Source organism: Cupriavidus sp. DL-D2 (assembly GCF_039710735.1).
Classification (GTDB): Bacteria; Pseudomonadota; Gammaproteobacteria; order Burkholderiales; family Burkholderiaceae; genus Cupriavidus.
Genome location: NZ_JBDKXK010000058.1, coordinates 39,916 through 52,629, shown reverse-complemented (window position 1 = coordinate 52,629; position 12,714 = coordinate 39,916). Strand labels below are relative to the sequence as shown.

General features: G+C 61.1%; 12 protein-coding genes. 6 read left to right on the top strand and 6 right to left on the bottom strand.

Annotated features, from left to right (window positions below):
- Positions 1-31 precede the first annotated feature (31 nt).
- The 3 genes from ABDB81_RS24005 to ABDB81_RS23995 all read right to left on the bottom strand — a co-directional run bounded on the left by ABDB81_RS24005 (position 32) and on the right by ABDB81_RS23995 (position 2,663).
- Positions 32-376 carry a PepSY domain-containing protein gene (locus tag ABDB81_RS24005; protein ID WP_137925536.1) on the bottom strand — a complete coding sequence of 115 codons (345 nt, stop codon included), beginning with the start codon at positions 374-376 and terminating at the stop codon, positions 32-34.
- Positions 377-466: 90 nt separating this feature from the next.
- On the bottom strand, positions 467-1,438 hold the full coding sequence (locus ABDB81_RS24000; RefSeq protein ID WP_346813795.1) for a transporter: 972 nt from the start codon (positions 1,436-1,438) through the stop codon (positions 467-469).
- Positions 1,439-1,592: 154 nt separating this feature from the next.
- Entirely contained in the window at positions 1,593-2,663 is a 1,071-nt protein-coding gene (locus ABDB81_RS23995) for an SMP-30/gluconolactonase/LRE family protein (protein ID WP_346813794.1), read from the bottom strand.
- Positions 2,664-2,900: 237 nt separating this feature from the next.
- On the opposite strand from ABDB81_RS23995, the gene serA reads away from it, so the two are divergent.
- A complete protein-coding gene (serA, locus tag ABDB81_RS23990) occupies positions 2,901-4,106 on the top strand; it encodes a phosphoglycerate dehydrogenase (protein WP_346813793.1) in 1,206 nt (401 codons plus the stop codon).
- Positions 4,107-4,169: 63 nt separating this feature from the next.
- Here serA and ABDB81_RS23985 read toward each other — a convergent pair whose 3' ends face one another.
- On the bottom strand, positions 4,170-5,294 hold the full coding sequence (locus ABDB81_RS23985; protein ID WP_346813792.1) for a galactosyldiacylglycerol synthase: 1,125 nt from the start codon (positions 5,292-5,294) through the stop codon (positions 4,170-4,172).
- A 310-nt stretch (positions 5,295-5,604) separates the two neighbouring features.
- Here ABDB81_RS23985 and ABDB81_RS23980 point away from each other — a divergent pair, with 310 nt between their 5' ends.
- From ABDB81_RS23980 to rpoD, 4 genes are all read left to right on the top strand, one after another.
- A complete protein-coding gene (locus tag ABDB81_RS23980) occupies positions 5,605-6,156 on the top strand; it encodes a YfiR family protein (RefSeq protein ID WP_346813791.1) in 552 nt (183 codons plus the stop codon).
- A 50-nt stretch (positions 6,157-6,206) separates the two neighbouring features.
- Positions 6,207-7,454: a diguanylate cyclase gene (locus ABDB81_RS23975; protein WP_346813790.1), complete on the top strand. Its 1,248-nt coding sequence runs from the start codon at positions 6,207-6,209 to the stop codon at positions 7,452-7,454.
- Between the two features lie 84 nt (positions 7,455-7,538).
- The gene (locus tag ABDB81_RS23970; protein ID WP_346813789.1) at positions 7,539-8,003 is read left to right on the top strand and encodes an OmpA family protein; all 465 of its coding nucleotides are present in this window, start codon (positions 7,539-7,541) and stop codon (positions 8,001-8,003) included.
- 482 nt (positions 8,004-8,485) lie between these two features.
- Positions 8,486-10,456 carry an RNA polymerase sigma factor RpoD gene (gene rpoD, locus ABDB81_RS23965; protein ID WP_137925586.1) on the top strand — a complete coding sequence of 657 codons (1,971 nt, stop codon included), beginning with the start codon at positions 8,486-8,488 and terminating at the stop codon, positions 10,454-10,456.
- A gap of 140 nt (positions 10,457-10,596) precedes the next feature.
- Here rpoD and ABDB81_RS23960 read toward each other — a convergent pair whose 3' ends face one another.
- Entirely contained in the window at positions 10,597-10,962 is a 366-nt protein-coding gene (locus ABDB81_RS23960; RefSeq protein WP_346813788.1) for a restriction endonuclease, read from the bottom strand.
- 149 nt (positions 10,963-11,111) lie between these two features.
- Here ABDB81_RS23960 and ABDB81_RS23955 point away from each other — a divergent pair, with 149 nt between their 5' ends.
- Positions 11,112-12,095 carry a tripartite tricarboxylate transporter substrate binding protein gene (locus tag ABDB81_RS23955; protein ID WP_346813787.1) on the top strand — a complete coding sequence of 328 codons (984 nt, stop codon included), beginning with the start codon at positions 11,112-11,114 and terminating at the stop codon, positions 12,093-12,095.
- A gap of 11 nt (positions 12,096-12,106) precedes the next feature.
- Here ABDB81_RS23955 and soxR read toward each other — a convergent pair whose 3' ends face one another.
- Positions 12,107-12,613, bottom strand: coding sequence for a redox-sensitive transcriptional activator SoxR (soxR, locus tag ABDB81_RS23950; RefSeq protein WP_346813786.1), 507 nt, complete (start codon positions 12,611-12,613; stop codon positions 12,107-12,109).
- Positions 12,614-12,714 lie beyond the last annotated feature (101 nt).

Below are 12,714 nucleotides of genomic sequence, written 5' to 3'. Positions count from 1 at the left end.
GCCGCCGCCATGCCCGCCCGATGCCGTGGCCTTATCCAGCCGGCTTGCGGGCTTTTTCCAGTTCGTGGCCCCACGCGCTGAGCGGTTTCAGGTCGCGGGCGTCGTACTCCAGTTCGGCAATGGCGCCATTGGGGAGCACGATTTCAACCTCGTAGGTCCAGCGGCCGTGATCACGATCGAGCTTGATTTCAATGACGTCGCCGTTGTACTGACGCGTCACCGTATCCAGCACCCGCGAGATCGGCACGATGTCTCCGGTGCGCAGCGCGGCGCGAGCGCCGTATCCATCGCTATCGGCATGTACCACACCCGCAAATGCGGTGGCGCCTGCCAGCGCGGCGACAGACACCAAGTGGGAAAATCGAAAAACTTTCATGGCAATCACCCTATGCAGCGTCAGAAAAACCCTGCATTCGATGATGCCAGCGCGGTAGATCGCCTCTTTGTTTCAGGTCACAAGGCGCGCTCAGAATACGAGTGTAGCCGTCGCCTGTACCGTGGCCGTGCTGTCCAGCCGGTTCTTGCTGCTGACCGTGGGCACCCAGCGCAGGCTCAGGGACAACGGCGCCTTGCCACCGAGCTTGGTGTCGTAGGTAATGATCGGACCCAGCGCGAAGTCATGTCCCCGGAAACCGTTCAGGCGATCTGCCACCGGACCGGAATCGTTGCCGAGTTGCTGCACCGTGCCCATCACGAGACCGGCACCCCAGTTGCCGAATTTCTTGACACCCATGACATCGAGCGTGAACAACGGCGCGTTCTGGTAATCGGTCGCCGAATTGCGGGTGTAGAACTGGAACGCGGCCAGTGCGTTGAACTCGAGTCCGTATTGCGGCATCAGGTGCGTGTATGCCACCTGGGGCACGAAGGTCCAGGTGTTCAAGCCGGGATTGGCCAGCGCGTTCTTGTCGTAGTGCCCGGTCGGCGCCCACACGTTGAAGCTCAACGCCATGTGGCTGGTCTTCGAGAAGTGATAACCCGCGACGATGGGACTGAAATAGATGTCGTAGAGATTCGATGCACGATCCGACGACCCGCGCGAGAACGACCCGCCACCAGGGCCGGCGAACGTCGCGCTGGTATGCACGGTCGTCCACACATAGGGAAGCGTGAAGCTCGATGCAAAATTCCACGCGCCGGGGCCGGTATCCCAGACCTTCATGATGGTGGCCAAGGTCAACGCGACCTTGGCGTCGATACCGGCCGTGGTACGTCCGCCAATCGGAATCTGGCGCGCCCCGTCGATCGAACCGTCCAGATAGATCTGCTGGAGATTGGCAATCCAGACCGGCTGGTCCGGAATCACGCCCGCATTCGCCGACACATTGGTCCCGGCCACCGGCCGACCCAACGCCCCTTCCGTCGCGTGTGCAATCGGGGACAGCCAAAGTCCGCCTGCGGCCATTGCGCCGAGAATCGCGGTACTTACGCGTTTCATGCTGTCTCTCCTGAAGGGGCTGCGTCGGGCGCCAGGCGCCCGTTGTGAGGCGAATACAGCATCCTCGCAGATTCACGGGCAATTGGAATTCAGTCTTCTTTGCCCGTGATGTAAAAGATTTCAGCCGCGTCCGCCGTCGCCTTCCCCTTCGGAATCAGACTGCTCCCCGGGTCTCCACATACAGCGCGTACACCGAGTGGCTACTGGCCATATAGAGCCGGTTCCGCTTGGGGCCGCCGAAGCACAGGTTCGGACAGCGTTCCGGCAGGTGAATATGTCCGATAGCCTTGCCCTGCGAATTGAAAATCCGCACGCCGTCCAGCTTTGACGGGTCTGCGCCCGCCGCGCCGTTGCTGCCCCAGCCCGCCCAGATATTGCCGTCGATATCGACCTTGAAGCCGTCCAGCGCCCCCGGACCGTTCGCATCGAGCAACCGGGTCTTGTTGCCCAGGCGGCCGTCCGCACCCACGTCGTAGGCCCACATGAGCCGGTTAGGCTGGGCGCGCGACTCGATCACGTAGAGCTTCTTCTCGTCAGGAGAGAACGCCAGCCCGTTCGGACCGTTCAGGTCGCCAATCACCTGCGTGACGCTGTTGTCGCTCGGATCGATCCGGTAGACCGCGTGCGGCAGTTCCGATGCGGCCTTGTCGCCCTCCCACTCCCCCGAAATGCCGAACGGCGGATCGGTAAACCAGAGCGAGCCGTCTGATTTGCACACGATGTCGTTGGGCGAGTTAAAGCGCTTGCCCTGGTAGCGATCAGCCAGCACGGTGATCGAGCCGTCGTACTCGGTGCGCGTCACGCGGCGCGTCAGGTGTTCGCAACTGATTAATCGGCCCTGCTTGTCCCGGCAGTGCCCGTTGGTGAAATTGGCGGGCGAGCGGAACACGCTCCACTGGTTCGACGTTTCATCGAACTTGATAATGCGGTTGTTCGGGATATCGGAGAACAGCAGATACCGGCCATCGGCAAAATAAACCGGGCCTTCCACCCAGCGGAAGCCGGTAGCTACCTGCTCCACCGTCGAGCTGAACAGCCGGTACTTTGCGAAACTCGGGTCGAGGATCTCGACGGCAGGATCGGGATAGCGCTGCGCCGCCTTGAACTCGAAGCTCTGGGCCAGTGCGGAGCCGCTTGCGACCACCGCGCCCAATGCGGCGCCAGTCTTAAGCAGACGTCGGCGGCCTGCGTTGACGCCTTCGGCGTCAGTCATGAATGCATCCATTTGGCTTGTCTCCTGATGTCTGGGGTCTGTGCCCCGCTTGAATTGTTGTCAGACATCCTATGATGAAAGTCTATGCTTAGCAAGCACTTGTACGATGACAGCGGCGAGCCTTTCGTGCCCTTTCGCCATGACCCCTTCATCAGCACGGATTTCGCGGGGTGCTATCGTCTGGCTTCGCGCGTCCGGCACAGGACGCCAGACCAGCTATCTCAACTCCTGAAGCCCGCCCAACCACCCATGGCAAGCGCTCTCCTCCTAGAAAACATCCACGCCAGCGGCCAGCAATTGCTGACCCGCCATCAGATCGATATCGCCACGCAGCCCAAGGCTCTGGCCGGCGACCCGCTGTTGGCTGCCGTGCGCGACCATGAACTGCTCGGCATCCGCTCGGCTACGCACCTGACCGCCGAGACCTTTGCCAACGCCAAGCGGCTGCTGACCGTGGGCTGCTTCTGCATTGGCACTTCCCAGGTAGACCTGGGCGCTGCCGCCCATGCCGGCATTCCCGTCTTCAATGCACCGTTCTCGAATACCCGTTCCGTGGCCGAGCTGGTCATCGGCCAGGCCATCATGCTGATGCGCCGCGTACCCGAGAAAAGCCGGGCCGCGCACGTGGGCGAGTGGCAAAAAACGGCCAAGGGTTCGTATGAAATCCGGGGCAAGACCATGGCCGTGATCGGCTACGGCAATATCGGTGCACAGGTCGGTATCCTGGCCGAAGCCATGGGTATGCGCGTGGTGTTCTACGACATCCGCCCACGCCTGTCGATTGGCGGCGCAGTGCCGATGCACTCGCTCGAAGACGCCGTGGCCAACGCCGACGTTGTCACACTGCACGTTCCCGCCACGCCGCAGACCAAGAACCTGATGAACGCCAAGGCGCTGGCATCGATGCGTCAAGGCAGCATCCTGATCAATGCGTCGCGCGGCACGGTCGTCGATATCGACACGCTGGCCAAGCTGATCGACGAAGGCCACATCGCGGGCGCCGCCATCGACGTGTTCCCCGAGGAGCCGCGCAGCAACACCGACCCGTTCGTTTCACCCCTGCAAGGCAAGGCCAACGTCATCCTGACGCCCCACGTCGGCGGCAGCACCGAGGAAGCCCAGGAAAACATCGGCGTGGAAGTGGCCACCAAACTGGCCAACTTCCTGGAAACCGGCGCCACCATCGGCGCGGTCAATTTGCCGCAGATCCAGCCGAACCCGCTCGACTCCCCGGCGCGCGTCCTCAACATCCACTACAACCGCCCCGGCACCTTGTCGCACTTCAACCAGGCGCTGGCCCAAATCGGCGCGAATATCGAGGCGCAGCAGCTGCAAACGGAGGGGGATATTGGTTATGCGATTACCGATATCAGCCTTGTGCCGCCTGCGGGATGGGCGGAAAAGCTGATGCAGCACGACGCGCTTATCCGGTCGCGGGTAATCGTTAACGGCTGAGGGAAATTCCAGCCCATTGCCGGGCGCCGCAATGTGTGCCGCGCCTGGCAATGGTTATACCTCTCAAGACTTAAGTCCAAGCACGCGATTCAGCACAATCGCGCCGGCATCGGGACGTCCCAACGGTGCGATCCTGTCTCGCATTCCCGCCAATAGCGCGGGTTCCCGGAGCAGCCTGGCGATACGGTATTCAAGCGCGGCGGCGTCGATGGCCTTGAGCGCAACGCCCTGCTCCAACAGAAAATCGGCATTGCGATCCTCCTGTCCGGGGATGGGCGAGTTGACGATCATCGGCAACCGCATCGCCAGACACTCGGATGTGGTGAGTCCACCGGGCTTGGTGATGGCGAGATCGGCGCAAGCCATCAGTCGCTCCACCTCCAGCATGAACCCTTGCGGAAACAGCCGCCCCGGAAATTGCGCCGCGACACGCTGGAGCGACTCCAGTAATTGTTGATTCTTCCCCGCCAGGGCGACGAGCTGAAAGTCGCCTTCCATCGCCAGCAAACGGGCAGCCAGGACATCGATGCCTCCCAGCCCGGCACCTCCCGACATCATCAGGAAAGTCGTGCGTCCCGGATCGATACCGAATGCTGTGGCGCAGGCACCGCGATCGAGTGGCTTGCCAAATGCAGGCATGATGGGAATACCGCTAACGTGTACCGATGCGGCATCCACCCCGCGTTCGCGCATGCGCCAGGCAATTTCCTCATTGGCGACGAAATACCCTCGCATATTCGGTACGACCCACATGCTGTGCAAATCGAAATCCGTCACCTGCACCCAAACCGGTACATCCAGACGCCCTTTTGCTATCTCGCGCGATAGCAGCTCGGCGGGCAGGAAGTGCGTGCAGATAATCGCGTCCGGGCGCTGACGCCGGATTTCAGCCAGTAAGGCACGGCAATTCAAGCTCTCGACCGCGCGGCGCATTTTCTGGCCCCAGGCGTCGGACGCCGCTTCATCCGTCTTCTGGTACAGGTAACCCCACAATGCGGGCTGATTGCTGACCAGCTTGATATAGAAATCGGTGTACAAGGCACGGAAGCCGGATGGTACGAAATCCATCACATCAAGATGTTCAGCGCCGATGCCGGTGGGCAGTTCATTGGCAAACGCGCGGATGGCTTCCGCCGCGCGCATGTGACCCGCGCCGGCACTGACACTCAAAAGCAGGATTTTCTTCATGATCGCGGTGTCGGGCACGTCGAATTCACGTGCAAGTCCCGAACTGTGTCTTCGTGGCAGGCGGGGAATGTAGCACCACGAAACCCTGGTGCAATGCACGTTCGTCACATGGCGTGACGACGGTCAAGGTAGGTACAGGTATGGACGCTACCTGCCTCGCATGGGAAAGCGACTTCCTCCCCACTTAAGAAGGGCAGCTTCCGTTAGAATTCGGGCGCATCTTTCGTCCCTCGAAAGTCGCAAGCGTTCCTTCGGCACGTTTTCACATTGTTCGACCTTGCCCCCTCGTTTCCCGTATCTGGTTGCCGCCATGTGGATCGCGATGATTCTGGCGGCCCCTCCAGCCGCAAGCGCGGTTCATACAGCCTCGTCGACCCAGACGCCGGATACCGTATCGGCGCAACTGGACAGCGACCCACGCCTGGCGGTTTCGCGTGTGGTGCTCAATCTCGTGAGCTACGCTCGCTGGCCGACAGGGGGACCAACCGTACGCGTCTGCGTGGATAGCGCGGCAGACGACGTTTATGCCGGGGTCAACGGACAGCCCATTTCAAACGGGCGATTTATCGCAGCGCAGATTCTCAATGCCCTGGACACGACAGCGGTATCCCAATGCGATGCCGTGTATCTGCTCGATCTCGCGGACAACCGGCGAAGAGCGTTGGTCTCCGAACTTATTGGTAAGCCTGTTCTGATTATTGTTGAGCGAGACCAGGCCTGTGAGGTTGGCAGTATGTTTTGTTTAGACATCCGCGAAGATCACACATCGTTCCGCATCAATCTTGACTCGATCGCCCGTAGCGGCATTCGTGTACACCCGGGCGTGCTGCAGTTGGGTCGGCGCACCACGAAGGCGCGATGAGAATCTTCCGCCGGACACGGACCCCTGAGCGTTCCCCTCCCTCCCGGGCCATGGACGCCAGCCAGGCAGAGCGCCCTACCTTGTATGGCGCGCTACGGCGTGCCCACCTCAGTGTCGCGCTGATTGCCGTGCTGACAGCCGGCATTTCACTCACGATCGTCGGCCTGACCGCGCTACGTGCCTACGCGGACCACAATCTGCAACTGGTGGCCCGCTCCATCAGCTACACGGTGGAAGCCGCCGTGGTCTTTCGGGATCAGGAGGCCACCCTGGCTTCCCTGACGGCCATTTCTGCCAATGAGAATGTCGCTGACGTCCTGGTGCTGGATGTTGACGGGAAGGTGCTCGCCGATTGGCACCGAACGCCTGGAACGTCTTCTTCCCCCGTCCGCCAGATACTTGGAAACTGGCTGACACCCCGGCCCGTTGAGCTCACTGTTACGAGCGCAAACCAGCCCGTGGGCACCGTGCGCGTGTCAGGCGACCCGACCGCATTCGTTTTCTTCCTTCTGCAGGGGGCTCAAGGCCTCTTGATTTGTCTGCTGTTGACAGCCGTGGCAGCGCATTATGTGTCGCGCCGGATGATGCGCGATATCGTGGCACCCCTCAAGCAGCTCATGCACATCGCACATGCCGTGCGATCGGAACGCGCATTTGCACGCAGACTTCCCGCGGCGCGCATCGCCGAATTGAATGAGCTGTCCGCAGACTTCAACGCATTGCTTGCTGAACTCGAAAGCTGGCAAAACCAGTTGCAGAGTGAAAACAGCGCGCTTGCGCTTCAAGCCACCCGCGATGGACTGACCGGCCTGCTGAACCGTTCCACATTCATGCAGTCGCTTGAAACCGCCATAGCGACGGCAGCAGACGAGGCGCATTTCAGCGCCGTCCTCTATCTGGACAGCGACGAATTCAAGTCGATCAACGATCTTCATGGCCATGCAGCCGGCGACACCGTGCTCGTCGAGATTGCCAAGCGTCTGCACAGCTGCGTGCGCGAGAGCGATGCCGTCGCACGCCTGGGCGGCGACGAGTTCGCGGTGCTGATCCGCACGCTGCGCCAGCCTCAAGACGCGGTGAAAGTGGCCGAGAACATTATTTCCGCGATGAGCGCGCCATTTTCAATTTCGCCAACCAAAACGGTTCGGGCTGGCCTGAGCATTGGCCTGGCGGTATTCCCCATTCACGCCCGGTCCGCCGAATCGCTGCTGGACGCCGCCGACGCCGCCATGTATGAGGCCAAACGCGATGCGCGGGGGACGTGGCGCGACGCTACCTCCTCTTCTGCAGACGTATAAAATAGCGCCGCATCGATTTTGCTCAAACCGAATATGCCCCTTCGCTTGACCTCGTCACCACGTCGCCGCGCGTTGTTATCCATCGTGTCGTTGACCGTCCTTCCGCTGATTGGCTGCGCGACACACGAATCGCAAACCGGGAAGCTGACACCCGTTCAGATTGCCCTTTTGCAGAATGAAGGGTTCAAGCTCACCGAGAACGGCTGGGAACTGGGGCTATCGGAAAAGGTACTTTTTGGTTTTGATGAGTACACCATTTCCTCCGAACATCAGGCGCCGCTGTTACGGCTAGGACGTCTACTCGCCGATGCCGGAATTTCCGATCTCCAGATCAATGGCCATACGGACGATGCCGGGAGCGAGGAATACAACCAGAAGTTGTCGGTGCGTCGAGCCACGGCAGTGGCCCGCGTGCTCAACAGCGTCGGATACTCCCAGGAGCGAATTCACGTGCGCGGCTTCGGCAAGACAATGCCCATTGCGGACAATCGAACCGCTTCCGGCCGCGCAGAAAACCGCCGCGTGGCCATCGTCGTTTCGGTGGACTAGGACCAACAGGCCATCCGACGCGGTCCCCGATCAAGTTCCATTTTTTTGAAAAAAGTGCAGCCTGGCACTCGTTTCGCCGCCGAGCACCCCGACTTCCGCCTCGCGGAATGCCGGAGACAAAGGGGGGTGCATGGACCGGGTGGCCGGGGCAAAACATGCTTCCGACGTCACCATATGTGGCGCCGAACTGATGAATAAAGGGGCTGCCCGCTACCGCTTGTTGAAATTCGTGGGAAATGCCAACAAGACTTGACGCTTTATCCACACCCATATTGCACTGCATCATCCCGACCAGTATCATGCGCGATTCCAATTTTTCGCGCACACTGCAGAACCTGCAGAAAGCCCCTCGCCTTGCTGACCCCGTGCAGCGGTAGGTGGCCCGCGACGTCGAGCACCGACGTACACCGCGAAACTATCTGGCGCCCGCCTAGGAGTATGTATTGACTCATCCGGATCGTGACGTTGACGCTTCGAACTCGATTCCAAGCAGCGCACAGCCCAGTCGCCGCAAGACTGCGGGCAAGGCCCAGGCGGTAGCCACGCCTGCGGACAGCGCATCCAGCGCCCGCCTGGACGCGGAGCGTCAGAGCCAGATGCGCACGCTGATCGCCCTTGGACGCGAGCGCGGCTACCTCACCCACGCGGATATCAACGACCATCTGCCGGACAACGTGACGCCGGCAGCGATGGACACCATCGTCAGCACGTTCAGTGACATGGGCGTGGCCGTCTACGAACAGACGCCAGACGCGGAAACGTTGCTGCTGAGCGACGCCGCCCCGACTACCGCATCCGACGACCAGGCGGACGAAGAGGCGGAGGCGGCACTGTCGACCGTCGACTCCGAGTTCGGCCGCACCACGGATCCCGTCCGCATGTACATGCGTGAAATGGGTTCCAGCGAATTGCTGACCCGCGCGGGAGAGATTGAGGTCGCCAAGCGGATCGAGAGCGGTCTGCAGGACATGATTCAAGCCATCGCGGCCTGCCCGTCCGTGGTGTCCATGATCCTGACCGATGTGGACCGCGTCGTCGCCGGCGAGTTGCGCATCGACGAACTTGTTGACGGTATCACCGACGCCACGGACGCGGGGGACATCACGACGCTCGCGTCCGACGAGTCGTCTGCCGAAGTCGATGCCGACGCCGATACCTCCGAGTCCAGCGACGACGCGTCGGATGACGACGATGACGATGCTGGCGCCGGCGATTCAGAAAAAGCGAACGCCGCCCGCCTGGAACAGCTTGCGACCGACAGTCTCGCCATTTTCGCGCGCGTACGTGCCTTGTTCGATCAAGTGCCCGACGGGGTGGTCTCCGGTAAAGCGCGCTCTGCAGCCATTGCGGACTTGCGCGCGGAAATCCAGCGTGAACTCGCACCGATCCGCTTTACGGCCAAGATGATCGACCGTCTGTGTGCGAGCGTGCACGACAAGGTTGCCGAGGTGCGCACCATCGAACGCAGTATCCTGGAAATTGCCGTCGAACGTTGCGGCATGCCCCGTGAAGCGTTTATCGAGTCCTTCCCAGGTCATGAAACCGACCTCGAATGGACTAGCCGCGCAGCCGCTTCGTCCAAACAGTTTGGCCCAGCGCTCGAGCGCCACCTGCCATCCATTCAGGCGAACCAGCAGAAACTCGTCGACATCGAAGCGCAGGTCGCGCTGCCCCTGAAGCAGTTGAAACAGATCAACCGCCAGATGAGTGCCGCCGAGAAGACAATGCGGCAGGCCAAGCGCGAAATGATCGAAGCCAACTTGCGGCTGGTTATTTCCATTGCGAAGAAATACGTCAACCGTGGCATGCAGTTCCTGGACCTGATTCAGGAAGGCAATATCGGCCTGATGAAGGCGGTGGACAAGTTTGAATACCGCCGCGGGTGGAAATTCTCGACATATGCGACGTGGTGGGTTCGCCAGGCCGTGACGCGGGCGCTTGCCGATCAGGCACGCACCATTCGTGTGCCCGTCCACATGATCGAGACGATCAACAAGCTCAACCGGATTTCGCGCGAAATCCTGCAGCAGACCGGTCAGGAACCCGATCCCGCCGTCCTCGCCGAACGCATGGAAATGCCAGAGGAAAAGGTGCGCGGCATCCTCAAGATCGCAAAGCAGCCTATCTCGCTGGAAACTCCCGTGGGCGAGGAAGGCGATACGACGCTGGGCGACATGATCGAGGACAGCGCAACCAGCTCACCAGCAGAAGCCGCAGTGCTCTCCGGCCTGCGCGCACAGATCGAAGCGGCGCTCGCCGAATTGTCGCCGCGCGAGGCCAAGGTCTTGCGCATGCGCTTCGGCCTGGATACCAACACCGAGCACACGCTCGAAGAGGTGGGCAAACAATTCGACGTGACCCGTGAACGGATCCGCCAGATTGAAGCCAAGGCAATGCGCAAGTTGAAGCATCCGACGCGCGCCGACAAGTTGAGGCTGTTTCTGGAACGTTAAAAGAAGGCGGGGGCAACCCGCCTTCCTTGGCGATCTCTAAGAGACGGATCACGCCGCACGCGGCAGCGTGATCCGGCAGCCGTTCGAAAAGTTCTGACAACCCCAGAACAATCGCCCTCTCCCCTCTCGCGGCAGCAACTTCACGCCACAAGCGACACACGTCGGCGTGCGATAGTCACCTTCAAATGCCCTTGCCAACAAGGCGGCCTGCTTGTCCTGATCAAGTGCCCGGATCCGCTCGACAATGCTGGCGCCGTCCAGTAACTGAATACGAGCTTCGGCGGCGTAGTCCCTGACCGGCTGACCGGCTGACCGACGAAACCGGCCAGCGACCAGAACACTCCCCTCTGAACCCGCTTCGCGTGCATGGATCCGCCTGACGCCCGAACCGTTTCCACCTTCACTGGCGACCGCCATGCCTTGCACTGGACAAGGGCGACGGGGGCAGCAAGCAGGTGCTCGCATTCCACCGAGCAATGCACCGCAAAGGCATGCAGCCCCCTCATACCCCCAATGAAATCCCCAAATAAACCCCCGCCATTCCAGCAACCCCCTCCATAACCCCATACCCGCCCTACCGTGCCCTTGTCATACTCTGCAGACAACCTCGCAGACCGGTCCCTCAGATCCGGCACACATGACAAGGAGACAACTCATGCAACGACGAAAGATTCTTCGGATGGCGTTGGGCGCATCCGCTGTGGCGCTTGTGCCTTCGGTGTTCACGCCCGCGCAAGCGGCGGATGAATTTCCGACGCGGCCGATTCGGTTGATCGTGCCTTATGGCGCCGGTGGGGTGACTGACCAGGTAGCGCGCGCGTTGGCGGATGCGGCGGGACGGGAGTTGGGGCAGAGCATCGTGGTGGAGAACAAGCCGGGCGTGAGTGGCACGCTGGGGGCGACGCAGATGGTGACCACCGAGCCGGACGGTTACACGCTGAGCATGGCGCCGGTGGTGATATTCCGGTTGCCGCATGTGCAGAAGATGCGCTATGACCCGTTGAAGGATCTGACGTACGTGTCGATGATCGCGGATTACAACTTCGCGGTGGCGGTGAAGAAGGATGCCAAGTGGCAGACCATGCAGGAGTTGATTGCCGACGCCAAGGCTGACAAGAAGGGCATCAGCTACGGCACCACAGGTATCTACGGCAGCCAGCACCTGACGATTTCCGAATTGGCGCGTGTATCGCAATCGAACTGGACGCACGTGCCGTACAAGGGCGATGCCGAGGCGATTACTGCGTTGCTAAGCGGTTCATCGGACGTGGCGGTATTGTCGAATACGCTGCTGCCGTATGTGCAGAACGGACAGATGCGAGTATTGGCGACGCTTTCGGAAAAACGCGCTGCCGATTTCCCGAACGCGCCCACGTTGAAGGAGATTGGTTATCCGGTGTGGTCGAACTCGCCGTTCGGCATCGTGGGTCCGGCCAATATGAAACCGGCTGTGGTGAAGCGACTGGACGATGCGTTCCGCAACGCGCTCAAGGACCCGAAATTCCTGAATGTCACGCGTCAGTTCGGCATGGATACGAACTACATGACACCCGAGCAATACTCGGCCTATGCGAAGAAGGCGTTCAAGAGCGAGGGCGATATCATCGCGCGATTGGCCGAGGCGATGAAGAACCAGTGATGCGCTGAGATTCAACGCTTCGGAATCTTCACGGACTTCACTGCCTTTACTGCCTTCACTGCCATCCCTGGGCAGGCGTCCTCGCCCACCACATGGGCGCCGGGCCCCTGCCCTGCCATCACATCCTGCGGATTCCGCAGCGGACACGCTTTCAGCGACAAACATCCACATCCGATACAGCCGTCGAGCTGGTCGCGGAGCATCGTCAGCGTGCGGATGCGGACATCGAGGTCTTCCCGCCACGTCGCAGATAACTTTCGCCAGTCGGCCACGGTCGGCGCCTTGCCTGCGGGCAGGCGTGCGAAGGCATCGGCGATGACTGCCAGTGGCACACCCATGCGCTGTGCAATCCGTAGCACCGCCAGCCTTCGCAGAATGCCGCGCGGATAGCGGCGCTGGTTTCCGGCGCTGCGCGTGCTCGAAATCAATCCCTTCGATTCATAGAAATGCAACGCGGATGCAGCCACGCCGCTGCGTTCCACCACCTCGCCAATGGTCAGGGGATCGCGAGCGCGCATCGGGCGCGCGGGGGGCGAGGATGCCGCAATTGAAGCAATCGAGGTTGTTCCGGTCTTCGGAGGGCGGCTCATGACAGGAGGATGAAGCGCAAGGAAAGCCC

Bases quoted from the DNA above. Each gene is read 5' to 3' on its own strand.
- ABDB81_RS24005 (WP_137925536.1), bottom strand. From the start codon at position 376: ATGAAAGTTTTTCGATTTTCCCACTTGGTGTCTGTCGCCGCGCTGGCA.
- ABDB81_RS24000 (WP_346813795.1), bottom strand. From the start codon at position 1,438: ATGAAACGCGTAAGTACCGCGATTCTCGGCGCAATGGCCGCAGGCGGA.
- ABDB81_RS23995 (WP_346813794.1), bottom strand. From the start codon at position 2,663: ATGGATGCATTCATGACTGACGCCGAAGGCGTCAACGCAGGCCGCCGA.
- serA (WP_346813793.1), top strand. From the start codon at position 2,901: ATGGCAAGCGCTCTCCTCCTAGAAAACATCCACGCCAGCGGCCAGCAA.
- ABDB81_RS23985 (WP_346813792.1), bottom strand. From the start codon at position 5,294: ATGAAGAAAATCCTGCTTTTGAGTGTCAGTGCCGGCGCGGGTCACATG.
- ABDB81_RS23980 (WP_346813791.1), top strand. From the start codon at position 5,605: ATGTGGATCGCGATGATTCTGGCGGCCCCTCCAGCCGCAAGCGCGGTT.
- ABDB81_RS23975 (WP_346813790.1), top strand. From the start codon at position 6,207: ATGGACGCCAGCCAGGCAGAGCGCCCTACCTTGTATGGCGCGCTACGG.
- ABDB81_RS23960 (WP_346813788.1), bottom strand. From the start codon at position 10,962: ATGAGGGGGCTGCATGCCTTTGCGGTGCATTGCTCGGTGGAATGCGAG.
- ABDB81_RS23955 (WP_346813787.1), top strand. From the start codon at position 11,112: ATGCAACGACGAAAGATTCTTCGGATGGCGTTGGGCGCATCCGCTGTG.
- soxR (WP_346813786.1), bottom strand. From the start codon at position 12,613: ATGCGCGCTCGCGATCCCCTGACCATTGGCGAGGTGGTGGAACGCAGC.